Below are 20,406 nucleotides of genomic sequence, written 5' to 3'. Positions count from 1 at the left end.
AAGGTTGGAGGTAAAAGAACAGTTAAAGTCGCTGAAACCATACGAACCTGGAAAACCAATTGAACAAGTAAAAGAACAGTTTGGTCTAACAAAGGTGATCAAGCTTGCATCAAACGAAAACCCGTACGGTTGTTCTGATAAAGTGAAACAAGCGATACAAGAAGAGCTTGAATCTCTTGCGATCTATCCTGACGGCTATAGTGCAGAGCTGCGAAAACAGGTGGCAAAGCATGTAGGCGTAAAAGAAAATCAGCTCATTTTCGGAAACGGATCAGATAATATTATACAAATTCTGTCACGTTCACTTTTGAGCGAAGGCTTCAATACCGTAATGGCGTCACCGTCATTTTCCCAATACCGGCATAATGCGGTGATCGAAAATGCCGAAATTCGCGAAATTGAACTTGTAGATGGGCGGCACAATTTGGATAAAATGGCAGACTCTATTGATTCCAAAACAAAAATTGTATGGTTATGCAATCCGAATAACCCTACAGGAGTTTACATAAGTGAAGAAGAGCTTATTAATTTTTTAAACAAAGTGCCGAAGGATGTCCTTGTCGTATCTGATGAAGCGTATTACGAATATGTGACGGCGGAAGATTATCCGAATTCAGTCGCCTTATTGGATCAATTTCCAAATCTATTAATTTTACGGACGTTCTCAAAAGCATACGGTCTAGCTGCACTCCGAGTAGGATATGGAATTGGAAATGAAGAACTCATCCGCTTAATTGAGCCTGCAAGGGAACCTTTTAATACAAATCGTCTTGGACAAAAGGCTGCTATTGCAGCGCTAAACGATCAAACTTTTATCGAAACCTGCAAAAAATTGAACCGGGAAGGGCTCAAACAATACTATGATTTTTGTGAACAATTTGGTCTTGAGTACTTCCCTTCGCAAACGAACTTTATTTTAATAGATTTTCAAAGGGATGCGGATGAGCTTTTTCAACAGCTGCTTGAAAAAGGATTCATCGTCCGGTCAGGAAAAGCTCTCGGATTTCCGACATCGCTGAGAATTACTGTCGGAACAGAAGAGGAAAATGAAGCACTGATTCAAACTTTAAAGGAACTACTTTCCTAAAAGAGGTGAACGCTCACCTCTTTTTTTACCAAAAAGCAGAAACAGGTGGTTTTTTGTGGAAAAAGTTTTTATCATTGGTCTTGGCTTAATCGGCGGATCGATTTCACGTGCAATTAAGAAAGAACATCCATCGGTTCAATTGGTCGGATATGATATAAAAAATGATCAAGTGCAAATGGCAAAAAAATTGGGAATCATTGATCAATCAGCAGAATCTATTAAGGAAGGCGCTGAATCAGCGGACGTTATTATTATTTCAACTCCCGTTGAACAAACATTGAACGTTTTAACGTTTTTGGGAGAGCTAAGCTTGAAAGAAGGAGTCATTATCACTGATGTCGGCAGCACAAAGAAAAAAATTGTCGATCATGCGAGCTTTTCTTTGCCGAAAACAGTAACATTTATTGGCGGTCACCCAATGGCGGGCTCACATAAATCAGGCGTTGCGGCAGCGAAAACTCATTTATTTGAAAATGCGTTTTATATTTTAACGCCTGGCAGCAACGAACGTCCGGAAAAAATAGAACAATTAAAAAAGCTTTTAAAGGGAACAAAAGCGCAATTTATTGTCATGACACCTGAAGAACATGATTCCATTACCGGGGTCATTAGCCATTTTCCGCATTTAATCGCGGCAAGCCTCGTCCATCAGGCAGAAAAGAAAGAAGAAATGTTTCCAATTATTAAGCGGCTTGCGGCCGGAGGATTTCGCGACATTACCCGAATTGCGTCAAGCAACCCGGTTATGTGGCGCGATATTATTGTTCACAACCATGATGTATTAATCAAGTTATTTGATGAATGGATTCAAGAAATGAAGCAAATTAAACAATTCATTGAGAATCTCGATAAAGAACAGCTTTATACATATTTTGAAAAAGCGAAGACATATCGAGACGGATTGCCTGAAAGGGAAAAAGGAGCCATTCCGTCCTTTTATGACCTTTATGTCGATGTTCCGGATTATCCGGGGGTTATTTCTGAAATTACCGGTTATTTAGCAAAAGAGGAAATTAGCATAACAAATATTCGAATTTTAGAAACGCGTGAAGAAATTTTTGGTGTTTTGCGCATCAGCTTTCAGTCGGATGAAGACCGGATGAAGGCGAAACAATGCATTGATCGCTACACGAATTATGAAACATATATACTGTAGTTGGGGTGATACAGATATGAATCAAGGGCTTGTCTTGACAAAAAAACATTCGCTGAACGGAACTATAGAAGTTCCCGGCGATAAATCGATCTCCCATAGGGCGGTTATGTTTGGGGCAATTGCGGAAGGAAAAACAACTATTCAAAACTTTTTAACTGGAGAGGATTGCTTAAGCACCATTTCATGCTTCAAAGAGATGGGGGTGTCGATCAAACAGGAAGGAACGAATGTAACAATTGAAGGGAAAGGATTTTCCGGACTGAAAGAACCTGTTAACATTTTAAATGTTGGGAACTCAGGCACCACGACAAGATTAATGCTGGGTATTTTAGCGGGACGTCCTTTTCATGCATGCATTATTGGGGATGAGTCAATTGCGAAAAGACCGATGGATCGTGTAACAGCTCCTTTAAGACAAATGGGAGCTCATATTGATGGACGGAATAACGGATCTTTTACCCCGCTGTCTTTGCGCGGCGGGAATTTAAAGAGCATTTATTACAAATCCCCAGTAGCGAGTGCTCAAGTGAAGTCATCGATTTTGCTTGCAGGTCTTCAAGCAGATGGAACCACAACAGTTGAGGAGCCGTATCAATCAAGAGATCATACGGAACGTCTTTTGTCAGCCTTTGGCGTCCATGTGGAAAAACAAAATTTGACCGTTTCGGTAGAGGGAGGACAAACATTAAAAGGCGCCAATATTTATGTGCCTGGTGACATTTCTTCCGCTGCTTTTTTCCTTGTTGCGGGAGCCATTGTTCCGGACAGTTCGATCAAGCTGAAAAATGTCGGCATTAACCCAACAAGAACAGGGATTTTAGATGTTTTAGAAAATATGGGTGCAGAAATCGAGATTATACCGACATTAGATTCTGCCGAACCGATGGCTGATATATCGATCAGGACATCAGAGTTAAAAGGAACCGAAATTTCAGGAGAGCTGATTCCGAGACTGATTGATGAAATTCCGATCATTGCCCTTCTTGCGACACAGGCTGAAGGAACGACAGTTATTAAAGACGCCGAAGAATTAAAGGTAAAAGAAACAAATAGAATTGATACAGTTGTCGGCGAGCTGAAAAAGCTTGGCGCGGATATTGAAGCTACAAGCGATGGAATGATCATTCGCGGAAAAACAAAGCTGAAAGGAGGAACGAATGTTTCCAGCCATGGAGATCACCGCATCGGCATGATGCTCGCGATTGCCAGCACTATTTGTGAAGAACCTGTGGAATTAATGCAGCACGAGGCAGTCAGTGTATCCTATCCTGCTTTTTTTGACCATTTGAATTTGCTTTCCAAAACCATCTGAGTTTGTCAGATGGTTTTTGTCATATTTTTATCAACCTTTTCATAGCTTGTCTAAAAAAGCTATTGAGGTGGGAAAATGGCATATATTATTGATCAAATTCGTTTAATGGAAGACAATCAAATTGTGACGCGCTCAATACTCGTTGACGGAAATGAGTTTCGTTTTAAAGAAAAGCAATTAGATCAGTTTCGATTTATGAAAATGGATGGATCGCCCTATTTCATGACACCGGGCTTTGTCATGCTTGACCAAAACATTCAACATCTAGACCAAAGCCATTCATTCAAATTATATGTGAAGAATTTGATCCAAAAAGGCTGCACTTTTTTAATTGCTGCTGTTGATTTGCCGTTTGAAAGACAATGGGATGAAAAGAAAAAACATATTCGCAAAGTGATGATGAATTCGCCGATCGATTATGCGATCGCTGCAAAAATCCCAATCGAACGGCTGACCCCTTCAATCATCAGAATGCTAAAAAGAGAAAAAATTACTGTGATTATCGTGGAAATTAAGCAGATTGCTGAGCTTGATGATGTTCCATGGGAATGGATTCGTGAGACTTTATTTCCAAAGCAAACTCCAATTTTTCCCCATTTTTCTTCAGAAGATCAATCCATCTTCCATCAGTTGAAAAGCAAATGGCGGCAAATTGTAAAAAAATATAAATTGCCATCATTGGAAGAATGTCCTGAAAACGGTGTCCCACTTACGAAAGAAGCATTAATGAAAATCGGTCTTTATCCGATTCGCGGCGAAATTTTAAGCGGAAGCAATGTTGATTATAATTTATTTCGGATGATCGATTTAGTTGAAGAAAATAATTATCTAGATTATTATAATCATAACCCAGAAGTGATCGTTCACAACGGAAGCGTTTTGAAAGCAGGAGAACAAATATTTTATAAACCAGGGTTCGGAAAAGAAGTGCAGATGAATGCACCAGGACGCTTCAATATGTATTCGCAGCCAATAAACAAGTACTGAATTTAGAAGGGGAGTTTTAGGTTGAATAAAAAAATGAGCGAAGCCGTTCAATTGGTTGAAAGCGGCCAAGTGGAAAAAGGATTGAAAAAACTTTCATCCATTGAAAAAGAGTTAAATGATGAAGAAAAGTTTGAGCTTGCGGAAAAATATTTTCAATGGGGCAGGACAGATGAAGCGCTTAAAATAGCCGAGGAGCTGTCGCAGTTATACCCTGATGAATCTGCTATCACTCTTTTTTTGGCGGAAATATACATTGAGCTTGACGATGAAGAAAAAGCGATTGATCTGCTGAATGAAATTGATCAAGAGGATGAATCATATCCGCAAGCCCTTCTTCTTATGGCTGATTTGTATCAATTGCAAGGCTTATATGAAGTCAGCGAACAAAAGCTGAAGGAAGCCAAGAGAAGGTTGCCTGAAGAGAAAGTAATTGATTTCGCATTAGCCGAGCATTATTTTCATCTCGGAAAATATCGTCAAGCAATCGACTTTTATAGAGTAGTCCTAGAGGAATTTGAAAATATAATGAATGTAAATATTCATAAACGAATAGGCGAGTCTTTATCTGCTTGCGGTGAATTTGAAGAAGCCCTTGCTTATTTTGAGAAAGCGGTGGAAGAAGAGGATTTGGACACATATTTCGCTTATGGGATGACAGCTTTAAATGCAGGCCAGACAAAAACAGCAATTGCACAATTTGAACGAATAAAGGAATTGGACACTACCTACCACTCACTATATTTATATTTTGGCCAAAAGCTATGAACAGGAAGGGATGGTGGAAAAAAGTTTTCAAATTGTTCAAGAAGGTTTACAGGAGGATCCATTTAATAAAGAGCTTTATTTATTCGGCGGAAAAATTGCCTTAAAGCTCAAAGATGTAGACAATGCAGTAAAATTGTTAAAAAAAGCGCTGGAGCTGGATCCGGGTTATATAGAAGCAATCATAACACTTTCAGGAGTGTTGTTAAACCAAGGCAAATATGTGGAAACGATTGAGATGTTGACGGAAATCGTGGAAAGACATGAAGAATATGATCCTCATTTTGACTTCAATTTAGCGATCGCTTATCATCGAACCGAACAGTACGAAAAGGCATTAAAGCATTATGAAAGTGCATATAATAATTTTAAAACAGACCCGGAATTTTTGGAGAATTACGCTTATTTTCTGCTTGAAGAAGGGGAGCGGGCAAAGGCTAGGAAGCTTTTTGAAAAAGCGCTGGAGCTTGATCCAGGCAACATTGAATATGAAAATATGCTGCTCGAATTGGAGGACAATTTTTAGGCGGAATTGGAAGGAATTCAACGCAACTATGTTGAATTTTTGAATTAGATGGAAAGCAGAGGAGGGTTAAAGATGAAAGCCCCTGTTTCTGTTAACGAGAAGAAAGAATTTATTCGCTGGTTTTTAAATCATTATCAGTTGAAAAGACGGGAATGCGTATGGATATTAAATTATTTAATGAGCCATGATTCATTAATGGAAAACGTCCATTTTGTAGAGCATGCCAAATTTTGTCCGAGGGGAATGATCATGTCCACCCACTGTGTGGATGATGTTCCGTTTAGATTTTATAAAGAAAATGTGATGACAACAGATGCAGAAAAGTCTTTTCACGATATTCGCTTGAATAAAGATGAAGACTTGTATATCCAGTTAAACTTTCGCGCTCAATACCGTTCCCCGGAATATGCTGCCGTTTTAGTTGAAAATCCATATTTGCCTAAAGATATGCAAAGAAATGAGAAAGACCGGCTGCTTGCGGAAAAAATTTTGGAGGAGTCAATTAAAAAATTTCAAAAAGAAAAACTCCTCCGCTTAATTGATGAAGCGTTGGATGCTCACGATGAAGAGGCGTTTCGAAAGCTTGTAAAACAATTGAACAATTTAGGATGTTAGGCAATGTGTACAGCATTGCTTTTTTATTTTGCTTATCAGTTTTATAATGAGTAAGGAAAAATAAAAAATAGGGGCTGAAATCAGTGAAATGGCAAATGGTTGATATCGATTCTTTTCTTCAATCAAGGGAGTACGTTGATACTGCAGTTGTTCCTATCCTATCGGTATCTTTTGATGAGGAACTGAAAAGAAATGCGTCAAAAGCAGATTTTATTACAATTGTTTCACAGGAGCTTGAACGGCAGTTAAAGGGGCGGATCATGCTGTTGCCTCCGTTTGTTTCTTTAAAAAATGACGACATTGATTTGGATAAACTGTTAAAAAAGTGGAAAGATACGATTAAACAGCATTTTCAGCATGTCATTTTTTTAACATGTGAAGAAAGATGGCGCAAAGAAGGTGATGAATTTATATGGATTCCGTCAATCCCAATAGAACATATGGATCAGGATGTAAAGCGAAAGGTTGTTCAGGACCAAATCGAACAAATTATGAACATTTTATTACAATATTGGAATCGAACCTAAAAACCCTTTCAATCCCTTGTTTCTAACGATATGATTATATTGACCTTCTACAAAGATTGATATATCATGAGTATGTCCTAGTTTTATATGTTTCTGTATATGTCCATTATGGACTAGCTTGAGATAGAGGGGGGAAAAAGATGAGCGAGAATAAACACCGTGTTTCAAGACGTCAATTTTTAAACTATACGCTAACGGGTGTAGGCGGCTTTATGGCTGCGGGCATGCTCATGCCGATGGTTCGTTTCGCTGTAGATCCTGTATTGCAGCCGAAAGCAGCTGGAGAATTTGTTAATACAAATGTAAAGGAATCAGACATTAAAGAAGAACCGACACGTGTCGACTTTACCATTAAACAGAAGGACGCGTGGCATGAAGCTGAAGAGCCAAAATCCGCGTGGGTTTATAAAAATGAAAAAGGAGAAATTGTTGCACTTTCTCCAATTTGTAAACACCTTGGCTGCACAGTAAACTGGAACGGGGATAAATCAAACCCTAACATGTTCTTCTGTCCTTGCCACGGAGGATTGTATGAGAAAAACGGCGACAATGTCCCTGGAACACCGCCTTCTGCTCCGCTGGATGAATATGAGTACAAAATTCAAGATGGATTTTTATATTTAGGAAAAGCTAAACCAAGAGGGGGGGCGTAATAAGTGCTCAACAAATTGTATGATTGGGTTGATGAACGGTTAGATATCACCCCTTTATGGCGCGATATCGCAGACCATGAAGTTCCCGAACATGTTAACCCAGCCCATCACTTCTCAGCATTTGTATACTGCTTTGGGGGTTTGACGTTTTTTGTTACAGTGATTCAAGTGCTGTCTGGCATGTTTTTAACGATGTATTACGTGCCGGATATTAAAAATGCATGGGAGTCTGTCTATTATTTGCAAAATGAAGTGGCGTTCGGGCAAATTGTTCGCGGTATGCACCATTGGGGAGCAAGCTTAGTCATCGTCATGATGTTTTTACATACTTTACGTGTATTTTTCCAAGGAGCATACAAAAAGCCACGCGAGCTTAACTGGATTGTCGGTGTACTCATTTTCTTCGTTATGCTAGGTTTAGGTTTGACAGGCTATTTATTGCCTTGGGACATGAAAGCGTTATTTGCGACAAAAGTTACCTTGCAGATTGCTGAATCGACACCGCTTATTGGTGAGTACGTCAAAATTTTGCTTGCAGGGCATTCCGAAATTGTCGGTGCGCAAACATTGACTCGCTTCTTTGCGATTCATGTATTTTTCTTGCCTGCTGCATTATTCGGATTAATGGCAGCGCACTTCTTAATGATTCGCAAACAAGGGATTTCAGGTCCGCTATAAAATCCGGCTTATTCTTTTTTAGTAAGTTGTTCGTGGCGAACCGCTTAACAAAGGAGGGGAAACAATGCATCGCGGAAAAGGTATGAAGTTCGTTGGAGATTCTCGTGTGTCGGCTGAAAGAAAGCCGAACATACCGAAAGATTACTCCGAATACCCAGGGAAAACTGAAGCTTTTTGGCCCAACTTTCTTTTAAAAGAATGGTTAGTTGGCGCGGTCTTTTTAATTGGCTTTTTATGTTTAACCGTTGCCCATCCGTCACCGCTTGAGCGGGTTGCAGATCCTACGGATACTGGTTACATACCGCTTCCTGACTGGTACTTCTTATTTTTATACCAGCTTTTAAAATATTCTTATGCATCAGGTCCTTATACCGTTATCGGTGCAATCGTAATACCTGGACTGGCATTTTCTGCGCTACTTCTTGCTCCATTTTTGGATCGCGGGCCAGAACGCCGTCCGCATAAGCGTCCGGTTGCTGTAGGAATGATGCTGCTAGCTGTAGCTTCCATCGTTTATTTAACATGGGAGTCGGTTGAGCATACGGACTGGGAATTAAAAGAGGAACAAGGGAAAATTAAAGCGGAAGCTAAAATTGATACAAATTCGGAAGGATACAAAATATTTCAGGAACAAGGCTGCGTCTCCTGCCACGGTGATAACCTGCAAGGCGGAGCGGCTGGACCTTCTTTAGTTGATAACGGATTGTCTCCGGAAGAAGTTGCGAAAATTGCTAAAGAAGGCGTAGGAAGCATGCCTCCTGGAATCTTTAAAGGTACGGATGAAGAGTTGAAAGTATTAGCAGAGTTTGTTTCTAGTGTTACATCGAAATAAAAAGAGCTGACATCGCGTTTGTCTGTATAGCTTGTAGAGAAAGGAAGATTTTTTCTCTACAAGCTTTTTTATTGTCTTATCTCCATTGACTGTGAAACAACTCTAACAATTAAGTCAGCAAGATTGATGCGATTGTATTTTCTTTTTGTAGACTGGGTAAATGAAAAAATAGAGGAGGTCAATCGCCTTTGTTGACGGCTTTCTATCCATTTACTATTTTTTGACAAAATGATAAAGAAGGAGGGCTAGGACACCTGCTTATTATACGTTTCTCCTGTACACTCTAAACAAGCCACGTGTTCTAAATCGGTATTGGTTTCTATAGCCAGTATGCTAAGGCGTTTACTGTTTTGATTTTATGATTTGTGCCCTCTGCTCATGTGTAGGTATGGAGTGTCTGAAAGTATTCCATGATTGGGGTATTTGATAATTGAATTTTGAGCTGCTCCAATTATATATTTCACGATCATCGACACAACGATATCGTTTCACATAAACAATTCAAAACAACGGTTTATTTCATAAGGGTAATTCACAGATTTTTCTCGTCCACCTGTTCTGAACATTTGTGGTGAAAAAAGCCGTAAAAGGACAGCGTTCTTGCTAAAACCTTTTCTCTATTTAAACATTATAATGTGTTTCAAACATATGTTAAGTAACGACTTAAAATTCTGGAAATTCTAGTCGCACAGAAAATATGTTCAACCTCCTGATAATTGGTTGCATAGCACTAACATTCATTTCAAATAATTCAAAAATATTTTCTTTTTTGTGTTATTTCACAAAAATTAATGAAGAATCTATTATAAATATAAATGCTGAGCTATAATTACTCATAACATTAAAATAAGGGGGAATTTTTTTTGGATGGTTTTATTGAAACATTGAGTGGGTGGCTTTGGAGTACGCCGATGATCGTATTTTGTATTGGAATCGGAGTGTTTTTTTCATTTATGACAAAATTTGCTCAAATACGATTGATCAAAGATATGGTTCAGCAAATGTTTAAAGGAAAAAGTTCCAAGTCAGGAATTTCTTCTTTTCAAGCATTGTCGATCGCATTATCGGGACGGGTCGGAACCGGGAATATTGCTGGTGTTGCTACTGCGATCGCATACGGTGGTCCCGGTTCAGTATTTTGGATGTGGCTAATTGCTTTTTTTGGTGCTGCTACGGCATATGTGGAATCGACACTTGGCCAAATTTATAAAGAAAAAGTGGATGGGATATACTGCGGAGGACCGGCTTATTATATTGAAAAAGGGTTAAATCGACGTTGGGCCGGAATGGTTTTTGCTGTGGCTGCGATTGTAGCAATGAGTGTTTTAATGCCGGGTGTTCAATCAAATGCCATTTCTTCTGGATTTAAAAAAGCATTCTCCGTTGATCCGACCGTAACAGGAATCATCTTAGTTGTACTATTGGGAGTGATTATTCTTGGCGGAGTAAAAAGAATCGCCAACGTCGCTCAATTAGTAGTGCCTTTTATGGCAATCGGATATATACTTATTTCACTTATCATTATTATCATGAATATTGAAGCAGTTCCTGGTGTATTTAAACTAATTTTCTCTAGTGCGTTTGGAGCTAATCAATTATTCGGAGGGATTTTAGGAAGTGCGATTTCTTGGGGTGTAAAGCGTGGGATTTATTCAAATGAAGCTGGTCAAGGAACGGGGCCGCATGCTGCTAGTGCTGCCGAAGTTTCCCACCCGGCCAAACAGGGGCTCGTACAGTCATTTTCTATTTACATTGATACATTGCTTGTCTGTTCAGCAACAGCTTTTATGATTTTGTTTACAAATTCCTACAATGTGTATGAGCCTGATCAAAAATCATTGCTTGTAAACAATATTGGAGAAACTGTTGAAGTGGGTACTGCTTATACTCAAATTGCAGTCGATTCCCAACTACCTGGATTTGGATCCCCCTTTGTAGCAGTGGCATTATTCTTCTTTGCATTTACAACAATAATGGCATACTATTATATTGCCGAGGTAAATATTATATATTTGTTTAAGAAAAAAAGTAAGAATATACCGATTCTTGTCTTAAAGTTAATTTTTTTGGCTGCCGTCTTTTACGGAACGGTTCGGACATCTGATATCGCATGGACTTTGGGAGATGTCGGACTAGGATTGATGGTATGGGTGAACTTAATCGGTCTCGTATTATTATATAAACCGGCCATCAGGGCGTTAAAAGACTATGAAAATCAGAAAAAACAAGGTGTTGATCCGACTTATGATTCTACAAAACAGGGTGTAAAAAATGCCGAATTTTGGGCAGACGGGTATAAACATGAAAATGAAGAAAGATCCTAAAGATTGCGTACCAACAATAAGCCCCTTTTTTAACGTAAATTGACGAGAAGTCGCTCACCTTTATAGGCTGTGTGATGAATCGCCCTTTCTTTTCACTTGTGTTATGATCAGTTTATCAAAGGAAATGATCTTAATATAACATTGGGATTAGATAGTAATAATCATTCAGTGTTTTTCAGCATCGTAGACAATGATAGATGACGAAATATCAGAGTATGCAAACAGTACATTTGTTAGCATCGCTGAATCATATCACATGACTCTTTAGTCTTCCCTCCCGACTGTTAAGAGCTTCGGTATTCCTATGCGAAATTGTGGTAAACTCATTCTAGCCGGACGATCTTTGTTTCGCTTCTCCTCCAGGTCTGTTGATTAGCAAAATCTTTTATCAACCTGAGAATTCCTCGACAGCTGTACCGTACATTGCTGTACAACGGAAGAATTCTAAGTGAAACCGAGCAGTGCTGTATGCTCGATGAACGGGTTCACAGTAATCTTGTTTAAACCGCTCATAGCGGTTGTTGGAAAACAGTTTGATGAGAAAGTCAAGTTCATTCGCTTCAAAATCGCCAGTCGCAATCCAGTCCATGGCAAACATGCACTTAGCTTCTTTGATGTAATTTCCCATGGAACATCGTTTGTTGTAAAAACGCCACAAATTGAGCGCTTCCTACTCGAGGTTGGTGGCGATTGGTTTGTATCGAAATCCGTATTAAAGATTAGATTTAGAGCATCTGGCCGTCATCCACCACCTGTGTTTGGCATTATGATCTCAACAAGATGAGGGTTCTTCCAGAAGATCGCTTGGTTAGGTGACCGTCATGCCTTCTTCATCATCGACGTACCATTTCCAGTAACGACAGGCGGCATCTTCCGCAGCGAGACGTTTCGTTGATGCTGGCAAGTCCTGTAGCGCTTTCTCAGGCTTGATTTTTCGAATGCTCCAGGAATATTTGAATCTGCCGAAGTTGTTTGCATTTTGCGATGTACATTCGGTCTTGATTTTGTGGATAGGTGTGGTAGACTTCACCTTAAAGGTGCTCCTTTTTTGGTAGGTCATGTTCTTATCAAACAAAATTCTACCAAAGATGAGGAGCGCTTTCCTTATTTACAGAGAATGTTACTCTTGATAATCAGGATGAATATTGTTGCTGTGGAAGGCGATAAACTTATTTTTAAAATGCCTTCCTACATTTAGTTCTTCAAAATATAAGAAACATTTCTGCAATGAAAAAAGAGTGTTTTCTTGGCATACATAGTACAGGGTGTCTCATGATACATGACCCCGAATTCAATAAAACCAAGGAGTGAACTTGGATGGGTTGGTTATTTTTTTTATTAAGGCAGCGATCATTTTTATATTTGATGCTTTTAATCAATACAGCAGGAACAATTTATGGTTATATTTGGTATAAACAGCAGCTTTCCGAAACACCGCCACAGTTTATTGCGTTTGTTCCTGACAGTCCAACCGCTAGTTTGTTCTTTGTTTTCGTTTTGATTGGGTTTCTTGTTGGAAAGCATTTTAAATTGTTTGAAGCACTAGCGATGATTACGCTATTTAAATATGGAATTTGGGCGGTTGCCATGAACCTGTTTGTATATTTGGAAACGGGTGTTTTATCCATTTACGGAATGATGCTCATTTTGTCCCATTTAGGAATGGCAATAGAAGGGCTGTTGTATGCACCGTATTATCGGTTTGAAATGAAGCACTTGATGCTGGCCTCCATATGGACGCTTCACAATGAAATTATTGATTACGTTTTTGATATGATGCCTCAATATAGCGTTTTAAATCAATATTCTGCGCTAATCGGTTACTTTACGTTTTGGCTGAGTATTATTTCCATTGCGATCGCCTATTTTTTTGTTATAAAAAATCAAACATACAAATTTGAATTGAAAGAATTGTAAGAAACATGGTCTACTCTTGTCCACTCTTGAATAACTATTACTAGTAGTTATAGGGGGGACAAGAATGAAAAAATGGATCAGTACGTTGATTGTTCTCTTGCTTTTTTTCCTGCTTCAAATACCGATCAATGCAAAAGAAAAAAACAATTGGGAAACATTGGATGTCATGACGAATTATGCGTGGCAGCTTTCAAAGCAAAAAAAGTTTGATGAAGCGAAGCAGCTGTTATTATTTCTTGAAAACGAATTTAAAGAAAATAATGTTGAAAACCGCTTATCAATAAATGAGCTTCGGGTCATTTCTGCTTCTTACGAAAAAGCGTTGGATGCCGTTGAGAACGATGGAATGAGCTATGAAGATCGGATCGACAAAGTCACTCAATTCCGGCTTGTTGTTGATGCAATTCTGTCTGAACACCAGCCGCTCTGGAGCACAATGGAAGAACCGATCATGACGACATTTGCAGAATTAAAAACGGAAATGGAAAAAGAGGATTGGGCGGCTTTTCAGCATGAGTGGAATCGTTTTTTGTCACTGTACTCCGTTATTTATCCAAGCCTTACCGTTGATGTTGACAGCAAAAACATTGATAAGATTGAAACACATATTTCAGCAGTAAACGACAAAATGTTTTTTGAAATTTCGAAAAAGACAAGACAGAAGCATATGATGGAAATCGAAAAAGACTTAAAAAACATTTTTGATCGCGTCAAAAACGACGAAGCAGATCCATCGCTGTTATGGGTGATGTTTTCAACGGGCAGCGTCATTTTTATTGCACTAGCTTATACAGGATGGAAAAAATACAAAGGAGAAAAAACAGATAAAAGAAAAGAGAACTAGAGTGCGTGGCTGTCTAATAAGTCGTTTTTTGGCTTATTGACAGCCCCCTTTTATATTTTAGAAACGTTGATATATCGATGTTTATGATTTTTTGTTTTCAAAAGGGATTTGACTTTCTGGACAGTCCCTGTCAGTGCTTAAACAAGTTTTTGTTTTCATGAAGGGTAAATCCTTCTTGAGCATCATAAACATCGTTGACGACAAGAAACGCGTTAGTGCTCAATCGGATTTTTATTTTCATCAAGGGTAAAGCCCTCACCGAGTACATCATGAACGTCGCTGACGACAACAAACGCATGAGGGTCGACAGCTGTAATAACTTGTTTCAGCTTGACAAATTCATTTTTGGCAACGACGCAATATAAAATATTCCGATTCTGTTTTGTAAACGAACCTTGTCCTTTTAAAATGGTCACTCCGCGATCCATATCCTTCATGATTTTTTCGGCAATTTCCTCATGTTTCTCCGATATGATGGTCGCTGCTTTTGCTCTATAGGCACCTTCCTGAATAAAATCAATGACTCTTGTTCCGATAAAAACAGCCACTAATGTGTACATGGCTTCGCGATAGGATAAATAAAAAATGGACGATAAAGTGATCACGCACGCGTCAAATAAAAACATTGTTTTTCCCATGCTGATGCCGAAAAATTTATAAACAAGACGAGCAATGATATCAACTCCACCTGTTGTTCCGCCATAGCGAAAAATAATCCCTAGTCCAACGCCGATGAAAACTCCTGCAAACAGAGCCGCCAATGTTAAATCTTCATGTAGAGGAATATGAAATGGATGCAGCTGAAAAATCCATAAAAAGAACGAAACCGAAATCGTTCCAATTAATGTATACAAAAAAGTCGTCTTCCCTAAAAGCTTCCATCCAATAAAAAAAATGGGTACATTCAATACAAGATTGGAAATAGAGGGGTTGATTTGAAACAAAAAAAATAAAAGGAGCGTAATACCAGTAAAACCGCCTTCAGCTAAATTGTTTTGCATATTAAAATGAACGAGTCCAAACGAAAAAATAGCGGATCCGAGCAATATAAAAAAGAGGTTTTTCAATTTAAAAGGCAACAAACTCCCACCTCCTATTTTTTTCGATGTTTTTAATTATAATGGATCAGATTGTATGTTACAATTCAATCGACATTTCTTTTTATTGTCAAATGGTAAGGAATTAGCTAACATGAAAGAGAAGACAAATGAGGTGGTTGCCTAATGGAACGTAAAACAATTAAAGACCTGCAAAAAGAAGTAGATGATTACATATCCCAATTTAAGGAAGGCTATTTCAGCCCGCTGGCGATGCTTGCGCGATTAACAGAAGAGCTTGGTGAGCTTGCAAGAGAAATTAATCATTACTATGGGGAAAAGCCAAAAAAAGAAACGGAGAAAGAGAAAGAAATTGAAGAGGAAATTGGCGATTTATTGTTTGTCATCATTTGCTTGGCCAATTCTTTAAACATTGATCTTGAGAAGGCGCACGATCGCGTCATGCATAAATTTCAAACTAGAGATCGAAACAGATGGACAAAAAAATAGAAAGGTGATGGAATAATGGAACAAATTAAGATCGTCATTGCCGGTCCAAGAGGACGCATGGGGCAAGAGGCAGTAAAACTGGTAAATGAAACAGAGCATTTTACACTTTCAGCTGTAATAGACAAAATAAATGATGGCGAATGGTTTCAAGATCAAGTCCGCACCTATACAAACCCTGAACAATGCTTTGCAGAAACATCGCCAGACGTGTTGATTGATTTGACAACACCAGAGGTTGGAAAAATACATACAAAGCTTGCGCTGGAGCACGGTGTCCGCCCTGTAGTGGGAACTACCGGCTTTCAGGAAGAAGACTTGCAGGAATTGAGAAAATTAGCGGAAGAAAAAGGAATCGGGGCAATTATCGCGCCAAATTTTGCGATTGGGGCTGTACTGATGATGAAATTTGCAAAAATGGCGGCCAGATACTTCCCTGATGTTGAGATCATCGAAATGCATCATGATAAAAAGCTTGATGCACCTTCTGGAACTGGAATCAAAACGGCTGAAATGATTTATGAAGTTCGCGGAAATAAAAAGCAAGGACATCCGGAGGAAAAGGAAACGATCAAAGGAGCAAGAGGCGGCGAATGGAATGGCATTCATATCCACAGCGTTCGTCTTCCAGGGTTAGTGGCTCATCAAGAGGTTTTGTTTGGCGGTGACGGTCAAACGCTGAAAATTCGCCATGATTCCTATAATCGTGCGTCTTTTATGTCAGGAGTAAAGCTTTCCGTTGAAACCGTGATGAAGATCGATACGCTCGTTTACGGGTTGGAAAACATTATTGAATGAGGGGGAAATATATGAAGATTGCACTCATTGCTCACGATAAGAAAAAGGACGATATGGTTCAATTTACCATTGCTTATAAACATATATTAGAAAAGCATGATTTATTTGCAACAGGCACAACAGGCTTAAGAATACAGGAAGCAACTGGACTGAAAATTCACCGCTTCCAATCCGGTCCGCTTGGAGGCGACCAAGAAATTGGTGCATTAGTCGCGAAAAACGAAATGGATGCCGTCTTCTTTTTTCGCGACCCGCTGACTGCCCAGCCTCATGAACCGGACGTTTCTGCCCTTATCCGTCTATGCGATGTGTATGCAATCCCCCTGGCAACCAATATGGGCACTGCGGAAATATTAGTAAAGGGGCTTGAACGGGGAGATTTTACATGGAGAAACATCATCCACGAGAAAAATTGAGCAGAAATCATAGTTTTGAAAATATCCTTTCCTGGTGATAATGAATGAAAAAATTGAAAATTGGCATTACTTGCTACCCGTCTGTTGGAGGATCAGGCGTGGTGGCGACAGAGCTTGGAAAATTGCTTGCAGAAAGAGGGCATGAAATTCACTTTATTTCCTCCAGCATGCCATTCAGGCTGAATAAGGTTTATCACAACATTTATTTTCATGAAGTGGAAGTAAATCAATACTCTGTTTTTAAATATCCTCCATATGATCTCGCTTTATCCAGCAAAATTGCCGAAGTCATTGAGAGGGAAAATTTAGATATTTTGCACGTTCATTATGCTGTGCCTCATGCGATTTGCGCTTTTTTGGCTAAACAAATGGTTGGGGGAAAAATAAAAATCGTCACAACTCTTCATGGTACTGATATTACTGTGCTAGGATATGATCCGACGCTCTCCATAGCGATCAAATTTGGGATTGAAGCTTCGGACCGCGTTACAGCCGTATCAAAGGCGCTCGTTGAACAAACATATGATTTATTGGAGCCTAAAAAAGAAATTGAAACGGTTTACAATTTTATTGATGAACGAATTTATCATAAAAAACATTTGCCTTCATTAAAAAGAGAGTACGGGATTCAAGATGATGAAAAAGTGCTTATACACGTATCAAATTTTCGGCAAGTGAAGCGAGTTCCTGATGTCGTCAAAGCATTTGCCCTCATCCGACAGGAAGTCCCATCGAAGCTGTTGCTGGTCGGCGACGGACCGGAAGTGTCGATTGTCATGAAATTAGTGAAACAGCTGCAATTGGAAGATCATGTGCTGTTTTTGGGGAAGCAAGAAAACTTAGATCAATTGTATTCCATCAGTGATTTAAAATTGCTGCTGTCAGAAAAAGAAAGCTTTGGATTAGTTTTATTGGAAGCGATGGCTTGCGGAGTTCCCTGTATTGGAACGAGGATCGGCGGCATACCGGAAGTAATTGAAGATCATAAAACAGGCTATATTGTTGAGCTTGGCGATATTGAGGATGCCGCCGAAAAATCGATTCGCTTATTGGAAGATCAAACACTTCATCAAAAAATGTCAGAAAATGCGATACTGCTTGTCAGAGAAAAATTTCATTCTGAAAAAATTGTGTCAACATATGAGCAAATTTATTTTGAATTACTATCTGAAGGAGTTCCAACATGAAAGCAGAATTTGTGGAGGCAATACCGATTATAGAACAATTAAATGAGCATGGCCATGAAGCGTATTTTGTCGGCGGTTCTGTTCGTGATTTATTGCTGAATCGGAAGATCGGGGATATCGACATTGCCACATCAGCAAAGCCTGATGAGATTCAAAAAATTTTTCCGAAAACAATTGATGTTGGGGTGCAGCATGGTACAGTCATCGTTCTTCATAATGGAAAGCCATATGAAGTGACGACTTTTCGGACGGAAGGGGAATACGAAGAGTATCGAAGACCTAAATATGTCCGTTTTGTCAGCTCGCTGCAAGAAGATTTAAAGCGGCGCGATTTTACAATTAATGCTTTGGCGATGGACAAAAACGGGCGCATTTTAGATTATGTCAATGGCATGGAAGATTTAGAAAACCGCATGATTCGTACAGTGGGAGATCCGTATGAACGCTTTTCCGAAGATGCGTTAAGAATGCTGCGCGCTTTAAGATTTGTCAGCCAATTGTCCTTTCGGCTTGAAGAAAAAACTTTGCAAGCCATAACCGTTTGGCATAAGCTTCTTCAGAACATATCGATCGAGCGAATAACTGCTGAATTTGAAAAGCTTCTGGCTGGAGCTTCCGCAAATGATGCGATACAACTATTAACTCTTACGAATGTTTATCAACATATGCCTGGATTAAAACAAAAGAAAGAACAGTTGAACAAGCTGCTCAGCTATCCAATGCATAATTTGTGTGAGCGGGAAGAATACTGGACTGTTTTGTTATTCGTTTTAGAAACGGATGATGGTGAATCATTTATGCGGAATTGGAAGCTTCCTAGAAGGGTGATCAAAAAAGTATGCAGACATCTTGAGTTGCTCAATTGTCTCTTCGAGAAAGACTGGACAGCCTTTCTTTTATATAAGACAGGGCTTGAGGATGCTCTTCAGCTGGAAAGAATAAGGCAGGTGCTGCAAAAAGAAAAAAACGAAGAAGCCATTCAGAAACTGCAAAAGTCGTACGAACAGCTTCCAATCCATTCTAGAAAAGAATTGGCCGTAACGGGGAATGACATTTTAAACATCGTGCCGAAAAAGCCGGGCAAATGGGTGGAGGAATATTTAACGCTGGTTGAACAACAGGTTGTCAATGGATTGATTGAAAATAATAGCGGCAAAATAAAGGAGTGGTTAAAAAATTGCAATCAGAAATTAGGCGAAAGCTGTTAGCAGCTTTTTCTGAAGCTGATGGAGGATATGTTTCAGGCCAAAAAATCAGCGAATTGCTCGGTTGTTCAAGAACGGCAGTATGGAAGCATATTGAGGAATTGAGGAAGGAAGGATTTGTCCTCGAGGCGGTGCGAAGAAAGGGGTACAGAATAGTCAAGACGCCGGAAAAAATTACAGCCAACGAAATACAATTAGGTCTGCAAACGGATTTTATAGGACAAAACATTGTATATTACGATACGGTTGATTCTACTCAAAAAATTGCCCATGAATTGTCGCAGAAAGGTGTTGAGGAGGGAACGCTCGTAGTTGCGGATGAACAGACAGGCGGAAGAGGGAGAATGGCTAGAGTATGGTATTCGCCAAAAGGTACAGGGATTTGGATGAGCATCATTTTGCGGCCGAACATACCTTTACAGAAAACTCCTCAGCTTACTTTATTGACAGCCGTTGCTCTCGTAGAAGGGATTGAAGAGGCAACAGGGCTTTCTCCGACCATTAAATGGCCCAATGACATTTTGATTAATGGAAAAAAAGCAGTCGGAATTTTAACAGAGCTTGAGGCGGAAGCTGATCAAGTGCATTCGGTGATCATCGGCATCGGTATTAATGTAAATCAGCAAATTGATGAATTTCCTGAAGCGATTCGCAATACCGCCACCTCCATAGCGATTGAAAAGGGAGAGAAAATTCATCGCGCCCTTATCATTCAAAAGTTTCTCGAACGTTTTGAAAAATGGTATACTACATATTTAGAGCATGGATTTAAACCGATTAAACTTTTATGGGAAAGCTATTCCATTAGTTTAAACAAAACGATCCATGCCCGGACATTATCCGGAACAGTTGTCGGCAAGGCTCTTGGCATTAATGAAGAAGGGGCGCTTCTCATTGAAACTTCTGAAGGAAAAATAGAAAAAGTGTATTCAGCAGATATTGATATCAAATAAATATATTTTACAATGAAATTTTGTTATACTTAACGAAAGGGCAGTATCCTGTTTGGAACTGCACCAAAAAAGTTTCATGTTGT

The 20,406-nt window shown here is 39.3% G+C and carries 23 protein-coding genes; 20 read left to right on the top strand and 3 right to left on the bottom strand.

Annotated elements, in window-relative coordinates; genetic code table 11:
* Positions 1–4: 4 nt before the first annotated feature.
* The 12 genes from hisC to ACVIJU_RS12795 all read left to right on the top strand — a co-directional run bounded on the left by hisC (position 5) and on the right by ACVIJU_RS12795 (position 11,459).
* Positions 5–1,087: a histidinol-phosphate transaminase gene (gene hisC, locus ACVIJU_RS12850; RefSeq protein WP_066251925.1), complete on the top strand. Its 1,083-nt coding sequence runs from the start codon at positions 5–7 to the stop codon at positions 1,085–1,087.
* A gap of 55 nt (positions 1,088–1,142) precedes the next feature.
* Positions 1,143–2,243 carry a prephenate dehydrogenase gene (locus tag ACVIJU_RS12845; protein ID WP_117016813.1) on the top strand — a complete coding sequence of 367 codons (1,101 nt, stop codon included), beginning with the start codon at positions 1,143–1,145 and terminating at the stop codon, positions 2,241–2,243.
* A gap of 16 nt (positions 2,244–2,259) precedes the next feature.
* Positions 2,260–3,555: a 3-phosphoshikimate 1-carboxyvinyltransferase gene (gene aroA, locus ACVIJU_RS12840; RefSeq protein ID WP_117016812.1), complete on the top strand. Its 1,296-nt coding sequence runs from the start codon at positions 2,260–2,262 to the stop codon at positions 3,553–3,555.
* 75 nt (positions 3,556–3,630) lie between these two features.
* On the top strand, positions 3,631–4,542 hold the full coding sequence (locus ACVIJU_RS12835) for a hypothetical protein (RefSeq protein ID WP_117016811.1): 912 nt from the start codon (positions 3,631–3,633) through the stop codon (positions 4,540–4,542).
* A gap of 21 nt (positions 4,543–4,563) precedes the next feature.
* Positions 4,564–5,307: a tetratricopeptide repeat protein gene (locus tag ACVIJU_RS12830; protein ID WP_456687662.1), complete on the top strand. Its 744-nt coding sequence runs from the start codon at positions 4,564–4,566 to the stop codon at positions 5,305–5,307.
* A gap of 13 nt (positions 5,308–5,320) precedes the next feature.
* Entirely contained in the window at positions 5,321–5,830 is a 510-nt protein-coding gene (locus ACVIJU_RS12825) for a tetratricopeptide repeat protein (protein WP_456687661.1), read from the top strand.
* A 72-nt stretch (positions 5,831–5,902) separates the two neighbouring features.
* Positions 5,903–6,445 (top strand): ReoY family proteolytic degradation factor, encoded by a 543-nt coding sequence (locus ACVIJU_RS12820; RefSeq protein WP_063388571.1) that lies wholly within the window; start codon positions 5,903–5,905, stop codon positions 6,443–6,445.
* 83 nt (positions 6,446–6,528) lie between these two features.
* Entirely contained in the window at positions 6,529–6,972 is a 444-nt protein-coding gene (locus ACVIJU_RS12815; protein WP_327873669.1) for a YpiF family protein, read from the top strand.
* Positions 6,973–7,112: 140 nt separating this feature from the next.
* A complete protein-coding gene (locus ACVIJU_RS12810) occupies positions 7,113–7,625 on the top strand; it encodes a QcrA and Rieske domain-containing protein (RefSeq protein ID WP_063388569.1) in 513 nt (170 codons plus the stop codon).
* 3 nt (positions 7,626–7,628) lie between these two features.
* Entirely contained in the window at positions 7,629–8,303 is a 675-nt protein-coding gene (qcrB, locus tag ACVIJU_RS12805; protein WP_063388568.1) for a menaquinol-cytochrome c reductase cytochrome b subunit, read from the top strand.
* A 64-nt stretch (positions 8,304–8,367) separates the two neighbouring features.
* Positions 8,368–9,135, top strand: a complete 768-nt coding sequence (locus ACVIJU_RS12800) for a menaquinol-cytochrome c reductase cytochrome b/c subunit (protein ID WP_063388567.1) — start codon at positions 8,368–8,370, stop codon at positions 9,133–9,135.
* An 863-nt stretch (positions 9,136–9,998) separates the two neighbouring features.
* Positions 9,999–11,459, top strand: coding sequence for an alanine/glycine:cation symporter family protein (locus ACVIJU_RS12795; RefSeq protein WP_063388566.1), 1,461 nt, complete (start codon positions 9,999–10,001; stop codon positions 11,457–11,459).
* Positions 11,460–11,847: 388 nt separating this feature from the next.
* Here ACVIJU_RS12795 and ACVIJU_RS12790 read toward each other — a convergent pair whose 3' ends face one another.
* Together ACVIJU_RS12790 and ACVIJU_RS12785 are read right to left on the bottom strand one after the other, a co-directional pair.
* The gene (locus ACVIJU_RS12790; protein ID WP_340733962.1) at positions 11,848–12,117 is read right to left on the bottom strand and encodes a hypothetical protein; all 270 of its coding nucleotides are present in this window, start codon (positions 12,115–12,117) and stop codon (positions 11,848–11,850) included.
* 150 nt (positions 12,118–12,267) lie between these two features.
* The gene (locus tag ACVIJU_RS12785) at positions 12,268–12,489 is read right to left on the bottom strand and encodes a hypothetical protein (protein WP_340733961.1); all 222 of its coding nucleotides are present in this window, start codon (positions 12,487–12,489) and stop codon (positions 12,268–12,270) included.
* 287 nt (positions 12,490–12,776) lie between these two features.
* On the opposite strand from ACVIJU_RS12785, the gene lhaT reads away from it, so the two are divergent.
* Together lhaT and ypjB are read left to right on the top strand one after the other, a co-directional pair.
* Entirely contained in the window at positions 12,777–13,376 is a 600-nt protein-coding gene (gene lhaT, locus ACVIJU_RS12780; protein ID WP_327856242.1) for a lipoprotein heptaprenylglyceryl N-acetyltransferase LhaT, read from the top strand.
* A gap of 64 nt (positions 13,377–13,440) precedes the next feature.
* The gene (ypjB, locus tag ACVIJU_RS12775; protein ID WP_063388562.1) at positions 13,441–14,220 is read left to right on the top strand and encodes a sporulation protein YpjB; all 780 of its coding nucleotides are present in this window, start codon (positions 13,441–13,443) and stop codon (positions 14,218–14,220) included.
* Positions 14,221–14,432: 212 nt separating this feature from the next.
* Here ypjB and ACVIJU_RS12770 read toward each other — a convergent pair whose 3' ends face one another.
* Entirely contained in the window at positions 14,433–15,302 is an 870-nt protein-coding gene (locus tag ACVIJU_RS12770; protein ID WP_094246122.1) for a YitT family protein, read from the bottom strand.
* A gap of 141 nt (positions 15,303–15,443) precedes the next feature.
* Here ACVIJU_RS12770 and ACVIJU_RS12765 point away from each other — a divergent pair, with 141 nt between their 5' ends.
* From ACVIJU_RS12765 to ACVIJU_RS12740, 6 genes are read left to right on the top strand one after another with little or no spacing between them, the layout of a single operon-like run.
* Positions 15,444–15,767, top strand: coding sequence for a nucleotide pyrophosphohydrolase (locus tag ACVIJU_RS12765; RefSeq protein WP_063388560.1), 324 nt, complete (start codon positions 15,444–15,446; stop codon positions 15,765–15,767).
* A gap of 15 nt (positions 15,768–15,782) precedes the next feature.
* Positions 15,783–16,562, top strand: a complete 780-nt coding sequence (gene dapB / locus ACVIJU_RS12760) for a 4-hydroxy-tetrahydrodipicolinate reductase (RefSeq protein ID WP_094246121.1) — start codon at positions 15,783–15,785, stop codon at positions 16,560–16,562.
* Positions 16,563–16,573: 11 nt separating this feature from the next.
* On the top strand, positions 16,574–16,978 hold the full coding sequence (gene mgsA / locus ACVIJU_RS12755; protein WP_063388558.1) for a methylglyoxal synthase: 405 nt from the start codon (positions 16,574–16,576) through the stop codon (positions 16,976–16,978).
* Between the two features lie 44 nt (positions 16,979–17,022).
* On the top strand, positions 17,023–18,165 hold the full coding sequence (gene bshA / locus ACVIJU_RS12750) for an N-acetyl-alpha-D-glucosaminyl L-malate synthase BshA (protein WP_456687660.1): 1,143 nt from the start codon (positions 17,023–17,025) through the stop codon (positions 18,163–18,165).
* Positions 18,162–19,373 carry a CCA tRNA nucleotidyltransferase gene (locus ACVIJU_RS12745; protein ID WP_117016805.1) on the top strand — a complete coding sequence of 404 codons (1,212 nt, stop codon included), beginning with the start codon at positions 18,162–18,164 and terminating at the stop codon, positions 19,371–19,373. Before bshA ends, ACVIJU_RS12745 begins: the two co-directional genes overlap by 4 nt.
* Positions 19,343–20,323, top strand: a complete 981-nt coding sequence (locus tag ACVIJU_RS12740) for a biotin--[acetyl-CoA-carboxylase] ligase (RefSeq protein ID WP_117016804.1) — start codon at positions 19,343–19,345, stop codon at positions 20,321–20,323. The genes ACVIJU_RS12745 and ACVIJU_RS12740 overlap by 31 nt, the downstream gene beginning before the upstream one ends.
* The last annotated feature ends 83 nt before the right edge of the window (positions 20,324–20,406 follow it).

The organism is Aeribacillus sp. SP014, assembly GCF_054055575.1.
The sequence above is the reverse complement of the archived record's forward strand: the minus strand, read 5'-3'. Positions and strand labels throughout refer to the sequence as shown.